The sequence below is a fragment of the Arthrobacter sp. TWP1-1 genome, assembly GCF_049897845.1.
GTDB lineage: Bacteria > Actinomycetota > Actinomycetes > Actinomycetales > Micrococcaceae > Specibacter.
Genome location: NZ_JAFCXC010000005.1, coordinates 107,204 through 124,637 on the forward strand (window position 1 = coordinate 107,204; position 17,434 = coordinate 124,637).

15 protein-coding genes and 1 riboswitch are annotated in these 17,434 nt (G+C 62.3%); of the genes, 8 read left to right on the forward strand and 7 right to left on the reverse strand.

Annotated features, from left to right (window positions below):
* Nucleotides 1-88 precede the first annotated feature (88 nt).
* The 3 genes from ACP7B9_RS10930 to metX all read left to right on the forward strand — a co-directional run bounded on the left by ACP7B9_RS10930 (nt 89) and on the right by metX (nt 5,390).
* Nucleotides 89-2,545: a Tex family protein gene (locus tag ACP7B9_RS10930; protein WP_425863292.1), complete on the forward strand. Its 2,457-nt coding sequence runs from the start codon at nt 89-91 to the stop codon at nt 2,543-2,545.
* 127 nt (nt 2,546-2,672) lie between these two features.
* Nucleotides 2,673-2,790: riboswitch (SAM riboswitch) on the forward strand.
* 59 nt (nt 2,791-2,849) lie between these two features.
* The gene (locus tag ACP7B9_RS10935; protein ID WP_425863294.1) at nt 2,850-4,187 is read left to right on the forward strand and encodes a bifunctional o-acetylhomoserine/o-acetylserine sulfhydrylase; all 1,338 of its coding nucleotides are present in this window, start codon (nt 2,850-2,852) and stop codon (nt 4,185-4,187) included.
* 120 nt (nt 4,188-4,307) lie between these two features.
* Nucleotides 4,308-5,390 carry a homoserine O-acetyltransferase MetX gene (metX, locus tag ACP7B9_RS10940; protein WP_425863559.1) on the forward strand — a complete coding sequence of 361 codons (1,083 nt, stop codon included), beginning with the start codon at nt 4,308-4,310 and terminating at the stop codon, nt 5,388-5,390.
* A 95-nt stretch (nt 5,391-5,485) separates the two neighbouring features.
* On the opposite strand, the gene ACP7B9_RS10945 is transcribed toward metX, so the two are convergent.
* Both ACP7B9_RS10945 and ACP7B9_RS10950 read right to left on the reverse strand, forming a co-directional pair.
* Nucleotides 5,486-5,923: a hypothetical protein gene (locus tag ACP7B9_RS10945; protein WP_425863296.1), complete on the reverse strand. Its 438-nt coding sequence runs from the start codon at nt 5,921-5,923 to the stop codon at nt 5,486-5,488.
* 99 nt (nt 5,924-6,022) lie between these two features.
* Nucleotides 6,023-6,772, reverse strand: coding sequence for an SGNH/GDSL hydrolase family protein (locus ACP7B9_RS10950; RefSeq protein WP_425863561.1), 750 nt, complete (start codon nt 6,770-6,772; stop codon nt 6,023-6,025).
* A gap of 124 nt (nt 6,773-6,896) precedes the next feature.
* Between ACP7B9_RS10950 and ACP7B9_RS10955 the strand changes: the two genes are divergently transcribed.
* A complete protein-coding gene (locus ACP7B9_RS10955; protein ID WP_425863298.1) occupies nt 6,897-7,538 on the forward strand; it encodes an alpha/beta hydrolase in 642 nt (213 codons plus the stop codon).
* A gap of 68 nt (nt 7,539-7,606) precedes the next feature.
* On the opposite strand, the gene ACP7B9_RS10960 is transcribed toward ACP7B9_RS10955, so the two are convergent.
* On the reverse strand, nt 7,607-7,837 hold the full coding sequence (locus ACP7B9_RS10960; protein ID WP_110485399.1) for an RNA-binding S4 domain-containing protein: 231 nt from the start codon (nt 7,835-7,837) through the stop codon (nt 7,607-7,609).
* Nucleotides 7,838-8,001: 164 nt separating this feature from the next.
* Between ACP7B9_RS10960 and ACP7B9_RS10965 the strand changes: the two genes are divergently transcribed.
* Nucleotides 8,002-9,078, forward strand: coding sequence for a lactonase family protein (locus ACP7B9_RS10965; RefSeq protein WP_425863300.1), 1,077 nt, complete (start codon nt 8,002-8,004; stop codon nt 9,076-9,078).
* 57 nt (nt 9,079-9,135) lie between these two features.
* On the opposite strand, the gene ACP7B9_RS10970 is transcribed toward ACP7B9_RS10965, so the two are convergent.
* Complete coding sequence (locus ACP7B9_RS10970; RefSeq protein WP_425863301.1) at nt 9,136-9,846, reverse strand: GTP pyrophosphokinase; 711 nt, start codon at nt 9,844-9,846, stop codon at nt 9,136-9,138.
* A 251-nt stretch (nt 9,847-10,097) separates the two neighbouring features.
* Between ACP7B9_RS10970 and ACP7B9_RS10975 the strand changes: the two genes are divergently transcribed.
* The 3 genes from ACP7B9_RS10975 (at nt 10,098) to ACP7B9_RS10985 (ending at nt 14,024) form a co-directional block, all read left to right on the forward strand.
* Nucleotides 10,098-11,483, forward strand: coding sequence for a glycine--tRNA ligase (locus tag ACP7B9_RS10975; protein WP_425863303.1), 1,386 nt, complete (start codon nt 10,098-10,100; stop codon nt 11,481-11,483).
* 2 nt (nt 11,484-11,485) lie between these two features.
* Nucleotides 11,486-12,475, forward strand: a complete 990-nt coding sequence (locus tag ACP7B9_RS10980; protein ID WP_425863305.1) for a GNAT family N-acetyltransferase — start codon at nt 11,486-11,488, stop codon at nt 12,473-12,475.
* Nucleotides 12,476-12,725: 250 nt separating this feature from the next.
* Complete coding sequence (locus ACP7B9_RS10985) at nt 12,726-14,024, forward strand: YibE/F family protein (RefSeq protein WP_425863307.1); 1,299 nt, start codon at nt 12,726-12,728, stop codon at nt 14,022-14,024.
* On the opposite strand, the gene ACP7B9_RS10990 is transcribed toward ACP7B9_RS10985, so the two are convergent.
* From ACP7B9_RS10990 to ACP7B9_RS11000, 3 genes are read right to left on the reverse strand one after another with little or no spacing between them, the layout of a single operon-like run.
* Nucleotides 13,959-15,113, reverse strand: coding sequence for an FAD-dependent oxidoreductase (locus ACP7B9_RS10990; protein WP_425863309.1), 1,155 nt, complete (start codon nt 15,111-15,113; stop codon nt 13,959-13,961). The genes ACP7B9_RS10985 and ACP7B9_RS10990 overlap by 66 nt on opposite strands.
* The gene (locus tag ACP7B9_RS10995; RefSeq protein ID WP_425863311.1) at nt 15,106-15,849 is read right to left on the reverse strand and encodes a class I SAM-dependent methyltransferase; all 744 of its coding nucleotides are present in this window, start codon (nt 15,847-15,849) and stop codon (nt 15,106-15,108) included. The genes ACP7B9_RS10990 and ACP7B9_RS10995 overlap by 8 nt, the downstream gene beginning before the upstream one ends.
* A complete protein-coding gene (locus ACP7B9_RS11000; protein ID WP_425863313.1) occupies nt 15,842-17,014 on the reverse strand; it encodes a type III polyketide synthase in 1,173 nt (390 codons plus the stop codon). Before ACP7B9_RS11000 ends, ACP7B9_RS10995 begins: the two co-directional genes overlap by 8 nt.
* Between the last annotated feature and the right edge of the window lie 420 nt (nt 17,015-17,434).

Here is a 17,434-nt window from a genome sequence, read left to right on the forward strand (position 1 = left end):
GGGCTCTCGACTTAGTGTTGCCTAAGTCACGTAGGACGTGCTATCTCGTGCGGACGCGACGCGGCGACGAGTGGGGCAGAATTGGGGTGTGACCGATACTCCAGCCGCACCCCTGTCCCTGCCCACCCCTGCCGCCCAAGAGTCGCGCATCTGCGCCGCCATTGCTGCCGAGCTGGGCGTGCGCCCGGCGCAGGTTCGCGCTGCAATTACCCTGATGGACGACGGCGCCAGCGTCCCCTTTATTGCCCGGTACAGGAAAGAAGCCACCGGGACATTGGATGACGCCCAGCTCCGCGACCTTGAGGAGCGCCTGCGTTATTTGCGTGATCTGGAGGCCCGCAGGATTGTGGTGCTGGAGACCATTCATGGCTTGGGCAAGCTGACGGCCGAGTTGCGCCGCGCCGTAGAAGCTGCCGCAACCAAGTCCGAACTTGAGGATCTGTATCTGCCCTACAAGTCCACCCGCAAGACCAAGGCTGACACGGCCCGCGAGGCCGGACTGGAGCCGTTGCTGGACGCTTTGTTGGCCGACCCGTCGCGGTTTCCGGCTGTTGAAGCGGACTCCTTTGTTGATGCAGGGCGCGGCGTGGCCTCGGCCGATGATGCCCTGGCTGGCGCCCGGGCCATCCTGATTGAGCGGGCCGGCCAGGATGCCGCGCTCGTTGGTGATTTGCGCGAACGCCTCTGGAAGAAGGGGCGGCTCCGCTCGTCGGTGAAAACCGGCAAGGCTGGCGAAGGTGAAAAGTTCAAGGACTACTTTGATTTTTCCCAGCCACCGCACACGCTGCCGAGCCACCGCGTTCTGGCCCTGCTGCGTGGCGAGAAAGAAGGCGTGCTGACGCTTGATTTGGCCGAGGCCGACACTCGCGACGCCGACGCTCAGGCTCTGGCACGGGCTGGATATGAAAGCGCCGTTGCCCACTCGTTGGGAATCAGCGAATCCGGCCGTGCCGCCGATACCTGGCTCATGACGAGTGCCCGCCTCGCTTGGCGCACCCGCATCCTGACGCGACTTTCCGTGGACCTGAGGGTACGCCTGTTCCAAGGCGCCGAGGAAGAATCGGTGCGGGTCTTCGCGGCAAATCTGCGTGATGTTCTGTTGGCGGCGCCGGCGGGAAACCGTGCAACTCTAGGTTTGGATCCGGGCCTGCGAACCGGCACCAAGGTAGCCGTAGTGGACGGAACCGGCAAGGTCGCCGCCACCGACACCATCTATCCGCACGCGCCAGTCCGCAAGTGGAATGAGGCCTTGGCAACGCTCGTGACGTTGGCCCAAAAGCATGACGTTGAGCTCGTGGCCATTGGCAACGGCACGGCCAGCCGCGAAACCGATAAGTTGGCGGCCGAACTTGTCGCCGAGCTCAAGCGCCTGAACCCCGGCAAACAGGTGACCAAGCTCGTGGTCTCCGAGGCGGGTGCGTCCGTCTATTCGGCGTCCGCGCTAGCGAGCGCCGAACTGCCCGGCATGGATGTGTCGCTGCGTGGCGCCGTCTCAATTGCGCGTCGCCTGCAGGATCCCTTGGCCGAGTTGGTCAAGATCGATCCCAAGTCCATCGGCGTGGGCCAGTACCAGCACGATCTCACCCCGGCCAAGCTGGAACGTTCCCTGGGCGCCGTCGTCGAGGACTGTGTGAACGCCGTGGGTGTGGACCTCAATACGGCCTCGCCCGCGCTCTTGGCGAGAGTTGCTGGCGTCGGCCCTCTTTTGAGTGAAAACATCGTGGCGCATCGCAATGAAAACGGGCCCTTCAACAAGCGTCGCGAACTGCTCAAGGTGGCCCGTCTCGGCCCCAAAGCCTATGAGCAGTGCGCCGGATTCCTACGGATCACCGGGGGAGCGGAGCCGTTGGATGCCTCGAGCGTGCACCCCGAAGCCTATGGTGTGGCGCGTAAAATCCTCGCCGCCGTTGGCGCTAAACCGACCGAGATTTCCGCTGGAATTGGTGCCGTGGCGTCCGTGAATCCGGCCGAATTTGTCGAGGGTGATTTTGGTCTGCCTACCGTGCAGGACATCGTCGCTGAGCTGCAAAAGCCGGGCCGCGACCCCCGTCCGCGCTTCGAAACCGCCACCTTCACCGACGGGATCGAAAAGATCACCGACCTGCGCCCGGGCATGATTCTCGAGGGCACAGTTTCCAACGTTGCCGCGTTTGGTGCGTTCGTCGACATCGGCGTGCACCAGGACGGGTTGGTCCACGTCTCCGCCATGAGCAACTCCTTTGTGTCGGACCCGCGAACAGTGGTCAAATCCGGCCAGGTGGTGCGCGTAAAGGTGCTAGAGGTTGAGCCCGAACGCAAACGCATCTCGCTCACCCTGCGTTTGGACGATGAGGCAACTGCGCCTTCAGGGGCGCCAAATTCCAAGCCCGACGGCGGCTCCCGCACGTCCGGGCGGCCCTCGCCGCGCGGTGGGACCCAGCGCAGCGGTGCGCCGCAGGGCGCGAACCGCCAGGCTCGTCCTGTTCCCGCCGCGCAGGCTCCCGCCGCTTCCGCCGCCAACACAGCTATGGCCGAGGCGCTTCGCCGCGCTGGGTTGGGCAAATAGGTCACAAACCAGTCATTAGTTCATCGACACACACGCTTTCATCTGAATTTCAAGCAGATATTCGTCACTAGTCACAAATTCGTCATAATCTTGCGGCGGTGCGGCATCATCTCGCACACTGGATGTAGGTCATGAGTGTCAGCAAAAAAGCCCCGGCTTGCTGACCGGCAACCCTCCTTCCGCGGCGGGGTGCCCCGGGTGACGACCTGGCACCGAACCGTCCGGTTTCGGTGCAAGCGCGGGCCATCGACGACAAGCCCTTCCGTGTATTTCGCACTGGAGGGTTTTGCTGCAGGCCCATAGTGTGAAGGAATCCACCATGAGTAACGGTTGGTCATTTGAAACCCGTCAGATCCACGCAGGCCAGCAGCCGGACCCCGCCACCGGCGCCCGTGCCTTGCCGATCTTCCAGACGACGTCCTTTGTGTTCCCGTCAGCAGAGAGCGCAGCCGCACGGTTTGCGCTGGCCGAGCTGGAGCCGATCTACACCCGTATCGGCAACCCCACCACGGACGCCGTAGAGCAGCGGGTAGCCAACCTTGAAGGTGGCGTTGGTGCTTTGCTGCTGGCCTCGGGCCAGGCCGCAACCACCTTTGCCCTGTTGAACGTGGCTGAAGTGGGCGATCACATCGTCTCCAGCCCCAGTGTTTACGGTGGCACCTACAACCTGCTGGCGCACAGCTTCAAGAAGTTGGGTATCGAGGTCACGTTCGTCGAGGATCCCGACAACTTGGATCAATGGCGTGCAGCCGTTCGCCCCAACACCAAGGCATTCTTCGGCGAAGTGGTCTCCAACCCGCGTCAGGACGTCCTGGACATCGAAGGCATTAGCGCCATCGCCCACGAGGCCGGTGTTCCCTTGCTGGTGGATAACACCCTGGCCACCCCTTACCTGATCCGTCCGCTGGAATGGGGCGCCGACATTGTCATTCACTCCGCTACCAAGTACCTCGGCGGCCATGGCAACGCTATCGCCGGTGTGATCGTCGACGGCGGCAAGTTCGATTTCGCCGCAAACCCGGAGAAGTTCCCCGGCTTCAACACCCCGGACGAGACCTACAACGGTTTGGTCTTTGCCCGCGACCTTGGTGTCGGCAGCGCCTTGGGCGCGAACCTGGCGTACATCCTGAAGGCCCGCGTCCAGCTGCTGCGCGATCTCGGTGCGGCCGTTTCCCCGTTCAACGCTTTCCTCATCGCTCAGGGCATCGAAACCTTGAGCCTGCGCGTTGAGCGTCACGTCAGCAACGCCGTCGAGGTTGCCACCTGGCTTGAGGGAAACGAAAACGTGGAGGCTGTGGCTTACGCCGGCATCCCCTCCAGCCCGTGGTTCGAGCGTGGCCGCAAGTACGGACCCAAGGGCACCGGCGCCGTCGTTGCCTTCGACATCAAGGGCGGTGCCGAGGCCGGCAAGCGCTTTGTTGATGGGTTGGAGCTGCATTCCCATGTTGCCAACCTCGGCGATGTGCGCTCCCTGGTTATCCACCCGTCCTCCACCACGCACGCCCAGCTCACACCCGAGCAGCAGTTGGCCGCCGGTGTTCGCCCCGGATTGGTTCGCTTGTCGGTGGGACTGGAAAACATCGCCGACATCATTGCCGACCTTGAATCCGGCTTCCGCGCCGCTAAGTCTGCTGCGAACTAAGTGACTCAAGTGATCCACGCGGCATCGGAGCGAAACGTGTTTCCGCCCGAGATTCAAGAAGGTACGTCCAAGCCCGACAGCAGCCTTTGGTCAGCTGCTGTCGGGCAGGGCGGGGGGCTACTGCGCTCCGTTCACATCGGTGCGCTGCCTCTGGAAGCCGGGGGAGCCCTCCCGTCGGTGACCATAGCTTTTGAATGCTGGGGAACCCTCAATGCGGCCGGTGACAACGCCGTCCTCATCCAGCATGCCCTCACCGGCAGCACCCACGTCAGCCGTGGAGACTCCGAGGCGGACGGCTGGTGGGAAGGGCTTGTCGGCCCGGGCGAGGTCATCGACACCGACAAGTATTTCGTGGTGAGCGCGAACATGGTGGGCGGTTGCTATGGCTCCACCGGCCCGTCCAGCATTGCCGAGGACGGGCGCCCTTACGGATCACGTTTCCCCTTTGTCACCATCCGCGACTCGGTTCACGCCGAGGCACGCTTGGCCGACCAACTGGGAGTCACCAGCTGGTACGCCGTCATTGGCGGTTCAATGGGTGGGGCCCGGGCGCTGGAGTGGGCTGCAACGTACCCCGATCGTGTGCAGCGCTGTGCTGTCGTCGCGTCCTGCGCGGCCAGCACGGCTGAGCAGATCGCCTTCGCCCAGGCGCAGGTGCTCGCCATCCGCCAGGACCCGAACTTTGCTGGTGGGGACTACTACGACGGCGCAGCTCCCACCGCAGGCTTGGGGCTCGCCCGGCGGATTGCCCACATCACCTACCGCTCTGAGGCGGAGTTGAACTCTCGCTTTGCTCGCAAGGCCCAGGACGACGACGGCGCCATCAGTCACGAGCGCATGGCACCCAATACTGCGGGCAGGTACCAGGTGGAAAGTTACCTTGACTACCAGGCCCACAAGCTGGTGGGCAGATTTGATGCCAACAGCTACATCGCCATTTCTGAAGCGCTCATGAGCCACGATGTCAGCCGCGGACGGGGCTCGCTTGAGGACGCGCTGGCCGTGACGGAAGGCATCGAGTTTGTTGTGGCTGCCGTCAACAGCGACAGGCTGTATTTCCCGACGCAATCAGCCGAACTGGCGGCCGCGCTTCCTGGCGAGGTGAGCGTACGGCAGATCGATTCGCCGATTGGCCACGACGGCTTTCTCACCGAGGTGGCCACGGTGGGCGCGTTCCTGCGGGAGTCCTTCTTCAAGGTTTAACGAAGGAGCGGCTAATCGCCGGTGGTCGAGCTTGTCGAGACCCAACTACCGACACCCGGTGGTCGAGCTTGTCGAGACCCAACTACCGCTTCGCCCTAGAAGTTCTTGAAGATTGCCTCGCGGTGGACGGCGTACTGTTCGGCGGTGACCTGACCGCTGCGGCGAGCAGTGTCCAAGGCATCAAGCTGGCGCTTGAGTTCGGCCTCGGCCCGCATCCGCTCATTGGCGAAGCCCGTGGTTTGGTGACCGTGGGAGGAATCGTAGTTAGCCAGCGGAACGCCGTTTAGCAGCGTGCCAACATAGGGGGCACTGTTTGGCTGATGGGCAACACCGGCGCGTCCGGACATGTTGGCCTGTGTTGGGTGCACCGGCATGTTCGGGTTCGTTCGGTTTGCCCGCTTCTTACGGGCCGAAGCTTTAACAAAAGAGCTGATCAGCACAACGGCAATCACGGCAAAGACAAAATAAGGCTGGATGCTAAACGAACCGGAGGAAGACGCGGCGAGGCTGTCCACCGCCAGTGACTCGATCATGACCGGCACAACACACCTCTTCCAGGTAGGGTGCCTAGATAGGCGCCTATCCTCATCCTAGCCGTGAATATCAGCAAACATCCGTTGTTCCGGAAGGGACTACGCCTCGGGTCCAAACACCGGTCCGGGAGTGGGACGTTTGGCTGTGATCCCATCGCCGGAGGACTGATGCCGCAGCCGGCGAAGCACCCAGGGGAACAGGAATTCCCGGGCCCAGACCAGATCCTCCGTCCTGGCTTCCTGCCACCTGCGCGGCGGCATGAGAACAGGCACTCTTGGAAGAAGAGTGTGGCTCACATTGAGGGCCTCGAGCACCATGATGGCGATCGTGTGATGCCCCAGTGGTGAGAAGTGCAACCTGTCTGCGTCCCACATTTGGGTGTCGGACAGCTGGCGTAGCGACCACATGTCCCCAATAATCGCGTCATGTCTGGCGGCGATAGTGCGCAGGTTCTCGTTATAGATGGCAATCCGCCCACGGACCATGCCCAGCACGGGGGTGTCGCGGATGTCGGGGCCATTGAGCAACAGCACGTTGGCGCCCGCCGCAGTCATCCTGCCCACGGCTTGATCGAGCTGCTCGGCCAAGGCATCGGGGTCCGAGCCGGGCCTGATGAGATCGTTGCCGCCGGCAGAGATGCTAATGAGATCGGGCTTGAGGTCAAGCGCCGGTTCCAGCTGCTCGCCCAGAATCTGTCCGAGGAGGCGCCCGCGGATGGCCAGATTGGCGTATTTGAACTCTTCGGTGCCGCGTCCGAGTTGTTCGGCAACGCGGTCTGCCCAGCCGCGATACCCTCCCGGGCTGCTCGCTTCGGTGTCACCGATTCCCTCGGTAAATGAATCGCCCATGGCGACGTAGCGGGTCCAAGGATGTTGTATCAAGGAATCATTCACCTATCCATACTGCCCGGTAACCACCCATTTTGGCCACCTCGTTTTCTGATGCGTGCCGCGCGCGTGGAAAGATGTGGGAATGAGTGAAACCCCCACAGTCCTTTGGTCACGTCCTGAAAATGAACGGCCCGGCACGCCCCTGCTGGTGATATTCCACGGTTATGGAGCCGATGAAGCGGACCTGTTCTCGCTGGCTGCACAGCTTCCCGAAAGTTTTACGGTCGCATCCGTGCGGGCTCCGCTGCAAGCCGGGCCGGGTTACGCCTGGTTCCCGTTGAACAGCGATCTGAGCTACTCGGTGCCGGCAGTGACCGAGGCAGCGTCCGTCGTCGAGCTTTGGCTTGAGGAAGTACGCGCAAACCACACATCCGTGAGCCTGCTCGGCTTCTCCCAGGGCATGTGCATGGCCACCTCGTTGCTGCGCCACCGCCCGTCGGATTACGCCGCCGTCGTTGGGTTGTCCGGCTTCGTGGTGGACGCGGACGGTGACCCGTACTTTGACGACGCCGCCGTGGCCGCACTGAAGCCGGAGATTTTCTGGGGCCGCGATCAGGCCGATCCGGTGGTTCCCGAGTTTGCCATCGAGCTGACCAACACGTGGATGCATGCCAACGTCAAGCTCACCAAGGTCCTGTACGCGGGTATGCTCCATGGCATCAACGCCCAGGAAATTGCGCACGTGGGCGAATTCTTGCAGTACAAGGTCCTCAACGCTAAGTAGCTGGTATTAACGGACGACGGCGGGCACCCACGTTGGGTGCCCGCCGTTCGCTCGTGCTGTGCCGGACGTTAGCCGCCGGTGGTGATGCGCACGGTTTCGCCGTTAACCGTGACGGTGTCGCCCGGGTGCAGCTGGCGACCGCGGCGGTCATCGATCTCGTCGTTGACCTTGACCAAGCCGTTTTTGATGAGCTCGGTGGCTTCAACGCCGTCTTCGACCAGGCTGGCAAGCTTGAGCAGCTGGCCCAGGCGGATCATGTCGTCGCGGATGGGGATTTCAATGATCTCGTGTGAACTCATGGGTTAATTGTGCCGCATGGATGGGGTTGCGGCGGACGAGCGGCGTAATTACCCTGCAGCTAGGTAGCCGTTGCCGGTTCATTGAATGCTTTTAGGCCCCGGCCGCGCTAGCGTGGAAACAATGCCTGACTGTTGATGCGCACTATTCCATGAGGAGACCTTTCATGCCTTCGATTCCTAACCTTTTCGTGAGCGGCTATACGGAAGAGGGCTACGGCGCCGGGCCGGGGCTGGTTTCCTTCGAGCTGTTGGCCGACGGTTTGGTGGGGGAGCGGCGCACCGAAAGCTCAACCGTGGTGAATCCTTCGTTCGTCATTGCCGGTGGTAGTTACCTGCTCGCAGCAGAAGAAGGGCCCCAAGGCAAGGTCGTAGCCGTGGATCCAGTGACGCTGGATGTTGCTGGCCGGGTGCCGACAGGTGGTGCCGATTCCTGCCATGTGGCCTTGATCGAAGACCAGGTGTGGGCCGCTAACTACTCCTCGGGAAATGCGTCCGTGGTGCCGCTGTCCGCATTGATTGCGGGAGAACAGGTTTCGCCGCGGATTCTGGCACACCCTGGAAGCGGGCCCCTGCCAGAACGCCAGGGTGAATCCCATGCGCATCAAGTGACGGCCACACCGTGGGGAACTGCCCTTGTGGCCGATCTGGGTGCGGACCGTGTCGATGAATATGCGCTGGCCGCTGGTGGGTTCGCACTGCTGGGCTCGGCACAATTGCCACCGGGCGCCGGCCCTCGACACGTTGCTTTGAAGGGAGACTTCCTTCTCGTTGCAGGCGAGCTTGATGGATACCTTCATGTCCTGCAGCGAACGTCACGAGACGCCGACAGTGACCACTTTTGGCGCTGGCTGTTCAAGTCTCCCTTGGCAGGAAGCGCTCAGGCCGTGGAAGATTCTGAGGAGTTTTACCCCTCGCATATTGAGTTGTCGGAGGATGGTGGCAAGCTGTACGCCGCCGTCCGTGGACCCAACACACTGGTTGTCCTGGACGTCAGTGGTTTGGACGTCAGTGGCCTTGATAGCTCCACGACACCGGCACCGCCCCGTTTCTTGGGAGCAGTGTCCAGCGGCGGCAATTGGCCCCGCCACTTCGCGCTGGATACGGCGAACGGAAAGATCTACGTTGCGAATCAACTCTCCAACAACGTGGCAGTCTTCGCGCTGGACGGCCACGGCTTGCCGGGTGCGGAACCCGTACAATCGCTGGAGTTCGGCAGCCCCACCTGCATCTTGATCGCCTGATCCTGAGCCGAATGGATCCCGAGCCGAATGGTCCCGGAGCCGAAGGGAAACTGCGGCCTAGCCGTGGTTTCCCAGCTCTTCGGAAGTGCTTCGAGCAACTTTGCCCTGGACTTCATCGTGGATTCGTTCCATCTTTGTGTCGAGCCGGCTGGCTACCGCCGCCGCATCCTGAAGCTCCGCGAGTATGGCTGATGGGATGGCGTGATCATATTTGTAGTAAATCTTGTGTTCGAGGCTGGCCCAGAAATCCATTGCCACGGTGCGGATCTGCAATTCAACATGCATGTTCTGAATTGACTCCGAGAGGAAGATTGGCACCTGAACAATGAGGTGCAGGCTCTTGTAACCATTGGGTTTGGGGTTGGCGATGTAATCCTTGGTCGCCACCACCGTAATGTCTTGCTGCGAGCTGATCATCTCGGCAAGCCAGTAGGCGTCCGACTTGAAGCTGCAGACAATCCGAACACCGGCCACATCAAGGACGTTCTTGCTCAGCGACTCAAAGGTGAGCGGTATGCCTCGGCGCCGGGCCTTCTCAAGAATGCTTTCGGGAGACTTGAGACGAGAGTTGACGTGTTCTATAGGACTGTAATCATGCAGATGCTCGAACTCGGTTTTGAGGATGTTGATCTTGGTCATGATCTCCTCTATCGCGAACTGATAGTTGAGCATGAAGCGTGCCAAGCCATCACGCAGCTCTTTGCCCTCAGCCATTCGTTGAATGACCACCGGATCAACGCTGTCGAACCATTCGTTTAGCTCGCTCATCCAAGAGTCTCCTGATAGTGCATGAGTAGTGTCATTGCCGCTTCCCTCGTGACATCTGTGTCGATGAGTCTGCCAATAATAAGCATATGTAACTGGGGACTTGCCTGTGGCGCTACGTTCGCGGCTCATGGCGCGCCAACGTGTCACCGCGCACACGGAACCCGGAATAATTCACCCAAACACGAACCCACCGGTAGTCTTGTCAACGGACGGACCGCACCCAGCGGCCTCGTAAATAATAGGAGTAAAAAGTGGCGCCTCAGTCCAAGCTTGATCTGGTCATTTCACTCGCGAAACGTCGCGGCTTTGTTTTTCAGGCCGGTGAGATTTACGGCGGCTCGCGGTCGGCCTGGGATTACGGACCCCTCGGTGTAGAGCTGAAGGAAAACATCAAGCGCGAATGGTGGCAGTCATTCGTTCGCGGGCGCGAGGACATGGTGGGCCTTGATTCCTCCATCATCCTGCCCAAGGCAGTCTGGGAAGCCTCCGGTCACGTCGCAACGTTCACCGACCCGCTCGTCGAGTGCACCCAGTGTCACAAGCGCCACCGCCAGGACCACCTCGTTGAGGCATTCGTGGCGAAGAAGAAGCGCCAGCCCGAAGATGGCATGAGCGAAATCGTCTGCCCCGATTGCGGCACCAAGGGCCAGTTCACGGAACCGCAGTTGTTCTCCGGTCTGATGAAGACGTTCCTTGGCCCGGTCGACAGTGAGGCCGGCATGGCCTACATGCGTCCGGAAACTGCGCAGGGCATCTTTGTGAACTTCAACAACGTGCTGACCACCAGCCGCAAGAAGCCCCCGTTCGGCATCGGCCAGATCGGCAAGGCCTTCCGCAACGAGATCACACCCGGAAACTTCATTTTCCGCACCCGTGAATTCGAGCAGATGGAAATTGAGTTCTTTGTACCCGGCGAAGACGCCGAGAAGTGGTTCAAGGAATGGGTTGAGCTGTGCTGGGACTGGTTCATCGATCTGGGCATCAACCCTGAGAACATGCGCCGCTTTGACGTCCCCGAGGACGAGCGCGCCCACTACTCCGCCGGCACCATCGACTTTGAGTACAACTTCGGCTTCCAGGGTTCCAAGTGGGGCGAGCTCATGGGTGTCGCCAACCGCACCGACTACGACCTCGGTTCGCACACCAAGGGCTCCGGCACCGACCTGAGCTACTTCAATCAGGCCACGGGCGAACGCTTCACCCCGTACGTCATTGAGCCGTCCTTCGGCCTGACGCGTTCCATGATGGCGTTCCTGGTGGACGCATTCGTTGAGGACGAGGCACCCAACGCCAAGGGCGGCGTGGACAAGCGCACGGTTCTGAAACTGGACCCGCGCCTTGCCCCCGTCAAGGCTGCCGTACTGCCGCTGAGTCGTAACGAGGACCTGTCCCCGAAGGCCAAGGAGCTCGCCAACACGCTGCGCAAGCACTGGAACATCGAGTTCGACGACGCCGGCGCCATTGGCCGTCGTTACCGTCGCCAGGATGAGATCGGCACGCCGTTCTGCATCACGGTTGACTTCGACACCCTCGAAGACAACGCCGTGACCATCCGCGAACGCGACACCATGAGCCAGGAGCGCGTGCCCCTGGACCAGGTTCAGAGCTACCTGGCTACCCGCCTTCTGGGTGCTTAGGCATGGCTGAACTTTCATACCGGCCGTGGCAGGACGGCGATGACCTGACTCTCCTTGAGATTTGGGGAGACGCCGATTCCGCCCCGGCCGGACAGTTCCGCGCCGCGCTGACGACGGCTCAGGACGCCAATCCGTGGCGCCGCACCATCGTGGCCGAGGATCAGGGCATCCCGGTCGCGGCCGGCGTCGTCTATTCCACCAAGTTGCACCCGAACCGGCTCTGGGTCTTTGTTGAGGTTGCCAAGGATCACCAGCGCGCAGGCGTCGGAGCCACCTTGCTGACCATGCTTCGCCGTGAAGCTGACGGAGCCCTTGCCTCAGGGTTGGTAAGTACGACGGCGTTGCGCACCAAGGTTGCCCCCGGCACCTCGGGTGCGGCGTTCGCCGAGGCGATGGGATTGGCTGTGCTGCAGCGCAATCGTGTTGTTGAGGTTGGCCCCGGCGCGCTCAAGCTGCCCGTTTTCGGTGAAGGTACCGAGGAAGAGGCCACGGCACGCGTGCAGGATCTGGCCACCGGCTCGGTTGAACTAACCGATGTTGTGGGCCGATACTACGAGTCCGTGAACCAGTGGGATCCCACAGGAACCCTGAGCGCCGGCGTTGTTCAGCGCATGTTCTTGGACGATCTCACGGGTGCCCACGGTGCACTTGTCCTACGAGCCGAGCCCGAAAGTGCCTTTGGCGCGTCCGTGGCTCCCAGCAAGAAGGGCAAGATCCAGGCCTTTGCGCTGAGCTACTCACAAGGCAGCATCGAGACGAATGAGGACATTCCGGCAAGCGCCTCCGAGGTGTTCCTCGGTGTGGAGCCCACGCTGGAAAACGATGTCGCCGTGCAGGCCGTCTACGATCTGCTCGCGCTCATCACCCACCAGTACCCGGTGCTGTTGGAACTCGACGACTCCATGGACGCCCTCGCGGCCGTGGTCAACCCCATGATTTCCGTGGGTGCGGCCAAGGTCCGAGGCACCGAAACCCTCGTCGTCGGCGAATAGCACCACCACCGCTGGTCGAGCCTGTCGAGACCCTCGCGGGCTGACCGGCATTTTTCCGGCGACTATCCGACACCTCGGCCGCTAGCGGCCTTAGATGTCTCCTTTACGTCGCCTACAAAAAATGCCGGCTCAGCCCGCGTACTGGCCTCCGGCTCCCGCCCGCTGGTGGTCCGTTCCGCCGGTGATCGAGCCTGTCGAGATCCATCCCGCAAGCACGTCGCACGCACAACCGAAGGACTGAATTCAGCCCATGGGTCATTCACATTCGCATGCTGATGAAACGCCGTTGACGCGGCCAGAACTGCGGCGTCGCAAGGCGCTGCGACGGCGGGCGGTGGTACTGCTGAGCTGGATTCTGGTGCCGCTGGCCGTCCTGACGGTTGTGGCCATGGTGGTCATGTGGCCAAGCGCCGATTCGGGCAAGGCCCCCGCGTCGAATCCCTATTCCGCCGCTCCGGGCGCCAGCATCGTGAAGGGTTCTGTGACTCGCACGGTTTCCGAAGACTGTGCCCTCAATGCCGGCGGTTTGGCTGGAACCAGCTGTTTCATCGCTTACACGGCTGTTGCCGGTGGCGCGGATGTTCCGGTTGTGGTCAGCCCCGACATCGAGGCCTCTCGGGCGGTCAGGGCGGGCGATAAGATCAGCTACCTCGACCTTTCCAAGCTTCCTGGTATCACGGGTGCCGAGAATTCCGGCGCCAAATATGTGTTCATGGACTTTGTCCGCACCTTCCCCATGGGCCTGCTGGCCCTTGTGTATGCCGTGGTGGTTGTTGCCGTGGCGCGCTGGCGTGGCTTGCGGGCCATGGTTGGTCTTGGTGGCGCCTTCGCGGTCTTGGCGTGGTTCATTCTGCCCGCACTTGCTCAGGGGCAGTCCCCGCTCATGGTTGCGCTAGTTGGGTCCTCGGCCATCATGTTTGGCGTGCTGTATTTTGCCCACGGCTTTTCCGTGCGCACCTCCACGGCGCTACTCGGGACGCTCTTTGGCCTCGCAGTGACGGCCGGGCTGGCGGCGTGGTCGGTGGATGCGGCCGCGCTCACCGGAACCACCGGTGAAAACGCGTACCAACTGGCCAACATGACCAATGGCATGTCGTTGTCCGGCATGATCCTGTGTGGGCTGGTCATCTCCGGCCTCGGCGTCCTTAACGACGTCACGATCACCCAATCGTCGGCCGTGTGGGAACTGCACGAGCTGGCCCCACACACGAGCGCCCGGGAACTGTTTACCTCGGCAATGCGCATCGGCCGCGACCACATTGCCTCCACCGTTTACACCATCGCGTTCGCCTACGCCGGCAGCGCCCTGCCCGTGCTCTTGATGGTCTCGCTCTTTGAGCAGCCGCTCCTGACAGCCCTGACCGGTGCCGAACTTGCCGAGGAAATTGTGCACATCTTGGTGGGCTCGATCGGCCTCGTGCTGGCCATCCCGGTCACCACAGCCGTCGCTGTCGCCGTCGTGAAGGCCACGGGAAAATCTCCCTCAGCCGCGCCCGTCCAAGCCGTGCATGGTGAAGCGGCGGACAGCAAGGTTTTGGACCCGGCGTAACCGGAAGATCGGTCTGAGGATCGCGTGCAAAACGTGTAAGAACGACGTCGGATAGGCCCGTCCCAGCGCCATGTTCAGCCAGGCTTGGCGCGAGGCCCTGCGGCTGGCTTGCCGCCGCTGACGCTCAAACAGCTGGAGCCGTTTGCCGGTTCTTTCACCGCGGAGGGCCGCCACGATGATCGGGGCCAGGGCGGCGGCATCCAGCCAGCCAAGGTTCATGCCCTGCCCGCCGATGGGGCTGATCTCATGCGCAGCATCGCCCAGCAACGCGATCCGACCCGCAACCATCCGCGTTGCCAGGGTTGACCGGACTCCGAACGCGCTGAGCATGCTATTCGCTGCGGGGTCCACACGCGCCCCGGTGCGTTCCTCGATGAGTGCGGCCAGATCCGTGGCGGTGGCCCCCGCCAACAGGGAGTCGGTGTGGACAACCCACCGGCGTAGACCGCCCGGTACAGGAAACGATTCCACAATTCCGCCCGGTTCCAGATGCAAAACCGCGGCCGCCCCATCCCTACCGCTGTCAGGGAAATCCCCCATCAAATACGTGTCGGGGTAATCGCGCCCGGTAGTAGGAATGTTCGCCAGCTTCCTGATGGTTGAGCGTGCACCATCGGCGCCAATGACCAGCCGCGCCTGAAACGTGGCAGCCGCATCTCCGCGATGGTGACCGGCAAGCGTGACGAACGTTCCGGCGTCGTGCAGGGACGTGACGCACATGCCGCGCACCAGGGCCGCAGGGTCAAGTGCAGCAACCCGGGCGGCCAGGATCGCCTCGGTACGAGCCTGCTTCAGGCTCAGCACGAACGGCCACGTAGCTGTTGCCTGAGCGAAGGACAGCTTCGCCACCTCACGCCCGCCCCTTCGCGCCACGCCAAGGGGGATCCGCACCCCCTCGGCCACCATGGACTCGGCGACCCCCGCGCGTTCCAAGGCACGAAGGGCAGGCGGGTGGATGCCGATGGCGCGTGAATGCTGGCTGGGTTCGGTGCGCTTTTCGAGAATCCGAACCGACAGTCCTTCCTGCAACAGCAGGGCACCCAGATACAGGCCCACCGGTCCGGCGCCCACAATGACGACGTCAAACATGGGGCTTCGATGGGCTGAGCAGCACAAGGTTTCGGTAGGGAAGGGCCGATTCCACACGCCAACCAGGCGGCAGGACGGCGCGCAGTTCCGGGGCCGTATAGCTGCGGCGGATCGAGGTCAGCCCGTCGGTGCGGATGAACGACCCCGGGAAGAATGGCAGCGTTCCCACCGAGAACAGGGCATAGGCCAGTGGGCTGCGGACAATGTCGCTGTGGATCACAGCCCGACGCGCCAAGAGGGCCGAATCGTGCAGCAGGCCCTGGAATTCCCCCGGCGTGAGGTGGTGCAGCATGTGGTTGGAAATGACGACGTCGAACATGGCGCCTTCGGCGACGAGGCTGGCGCTGTGGGCGCAGCGGAACGTCACGCCGGGCTGGGGTGTGCTGGTAGTGGCGGTCCGGGCGAAGTCGATGGCTCGGGAGTCGGGGTCGATGGCAGTGATGGCAAGGCGCAGGCCGTCCCGGGCGGCCCACCGGGCCAGATCGGCGGCGATGTCCCCGCCGCCGCAGCCGATGTCGAGCAAGGTGGTTTCCTGCGTGGGTGAGAGTAGCGGCTTGATTTGATGCTTATAGACGCTGTGCCAGCGCGATACGACGCGGTTGATGAGGGGGAATTGAGCGTAGGTGCGGGCCAGCTTGGCCGGATCGCAGCCGGGCTTGTCCATCTCCTCAACGGCGTTCTCGTCCCGTGTTGAGAGAATCCACCTTTCGAAAGTAGCGGGGAGCGCCTCAGGCATGAGCTGCGAGTGCCTCGTCGTGGTCGAGGAGTAGGGCAGGGCTAATCTTCGTGAACAACCCCGTCTCCACGGTGAGCCCCGGCCCGAAAGCCATGGCACAGATGCTCTCCCCGGGCTCCGTGGCCGGTTGCTCGAGAATGTGTTTGAGGACAAACATGACAGTCGCACTGCTCATGTTGCCGTACCGGCGCAGGGTTTCCCTTGCCGGAATCAGCTGCTCCTCGCTGAGCTCCAGTTTCGCTTCCACCTTGTCGAGGATGCTTCTGCCACCGGGATGGATAGCCCAATGACGGATGCTGCCATAGGGGAGCGAGGCAAGCTCTGGAGATTTCGCCAATAGCGGCTCCAAGGCGCCAACAATGTGCTCGTCGATGATCTTTGGAACATAAGTGTCAAGCACCATTTCGAAGCCGTGGTCGCCGATGTTCCACGCCATCGAATCCTCGCCCACGGGCGTCAGCACAGTTTCAAAATGGTCGAGTTCAATGACCGGGGCGGATAAGGGAAGCTCGCGTGCGGTGATCACGGCGGCTGCGGCACCGTCGGCGAACAGGGAGGAGCCCATGATGGTGTCGGGATCATTGGAGGTGCGCACATGCAAGGAACACAGCTCCACTGAGACCACCAGGACCACGGCCTCCGGATCGGCTTCGCAGAACGCCTTGGCTGCGCGCAGTGCCGGGAACGCCGCGTAACAGCCCATGAACCCCAAGTGGTAGCGCTGCACAGAGGGGTGCAAGCCCAAGGCACGCACCACCTTATAGTCGGGACCGGGATTGAAGAACCCGGTGCAGGACACCGTGATGACATGCGTAATGTCGGCGGCGGTCAACCCCTCGGCAGCGGCAACCGCCTTGCTCGCCGCCTCAATGAATAGCGGGGCGGCCTCGGCGGCAAAGAGATCGTTGCGTTCCTTGGTGGTGGGGTTGAGCAGCAGCCCCGAGGCGCCGTCGTAGAACATGGGGTTCTCACCCTGGAAGGCTGTGCTCAGCTCACGCACCGCGGTATGCCGGGTGTCGATCGCGGCCGAATCGAAGCAGGTGCGCACCAACCTCTGGCCTAGCCGGCTCAGCCCCGGTTGGGCGGCAAACACGTCCCTAGCCTGCTCTTGAATCAGGATGGTGGGCGGAACTGCGGTTTCCAAAGACCTCAACGTGACCGTCATAGTCCATTCTTAGTGGCCCGCGGTGCAGAACACAATGGCTCGCCCCACAGGGTGGGGAACGCGATTCGTGCGCCTTGGCGCCGTGGCCTAGGATTGTAGACATACCCGGTGATCTGCAATGGATCCCTTATATGGGTAGTCAAAGTGCCCATTGGGGCCTGGTGTAGTTGGAGGTGGGACGCACGCATGGAAGACGGACATAGTCGATCTACCGCGCCGCGCGAGCCTCGCCTGCGCCAAAGGAAAACAACCTCCTCATAGTTCCCCACGCTGTAGCCGCACACGGATGATTTCCGTGTTGTAGGCACTGCGCTCTGGCGAGAACTCCCGAATTTCTTGATCGGGCCATGCAGGTGTGCTTCCTTTCCGGCCCGGTTCCGCGCGGTGGCGGTCATGAGAGTTTGACACCAAACACCCATT

What these genes read in the sequence shown, in the direction of transcription:
- ACP7B9_RS10945 (WP_425863296.1), bottom strand. Translation starts at nt 5,923, where the DNA reads ATGATCGAGTCACTGGCGGTGGACAGCCTCGCCGCGTCTTCCTCCGGT.
- ACP7B9_RS10965 (WP_425863300.1), top strand. Translation starts at nt 8,002, where the DNA reads ATGCCTTCGATTCCTAACCTTTTCGTGAGCGGCTATACGGAAGAGGGC.
- ACP7B9_RS11000 (WP_425863313.1), bottom strand. Translation starts at nt 17,014, where the DNA reads ATGACGGTCACGTTGAGGTCTTTGGAAACCGCAGTTCCGCCCACCATC.
- ACP7B9_RS10995 (WP_425863311.1), bottom strand. Translation starts at nt 15,849, where the DNA reads ATGCCTGAGGCGCTCCCCGCTACTTTCGAAAGGTGGATTCTCTCAACA.
- ACP7B9_RS10960 (WP_110485399.1), bottom strand. Translation starts at nt 7,837, where the DNA reads ATGAGTTCACACGAGATCATTGAAATCCCCATCCGCGACGACATGATC.
- ACP7B9_RS10980 (WP_425863305.1), top strand. Translation starts at nt 11,486, where the DNA reads ATGGCTGAACTTTCATACCGGCCGTGGCAGGACGGCGATGACCTGACT.
- ACP7B9_RS10955 (WP_425863298.1), top strand. Translation starts at nt 6,897, where the DNA reads ATGAGTGAAACCCCCACAGTCCTTTGGTCACGTCCTGAAAATGAACGG.
- ACP7B9_RS10990 (WP_425863309.1), bottom strand. Translation starts at nt 15,113, where the DNA reads ATGTTTGACGTCGTCATTGTGGGCGCCGGACCGGTGGGCCTGTATCTG.
- ACP7B9_RS10950 (WP_425863561.1), bottom strand. Translation starts at nt 6,772, where the DNA reads ATGGGCGATTCATTTACCGAGGGAATCGGTGACACCGAAGCGAGCAGC.
- ACP7B9_RS10985 (WP_425863307.1), top strand. Translation starts at nt 12,726, where the DNA reads ATGGGTCATTCACATTCGCATGCTGATGAAACGCCGTTGACGCGGCCA.
- ACP7B9_RS10970 (WP_425863301.1), bottom strand. Translation starts at nt 9,846, where the DNA reads ATGAGCGAGCTAAACGAATGGTTCGACAGCGTTGATCCGGTGGTCATT.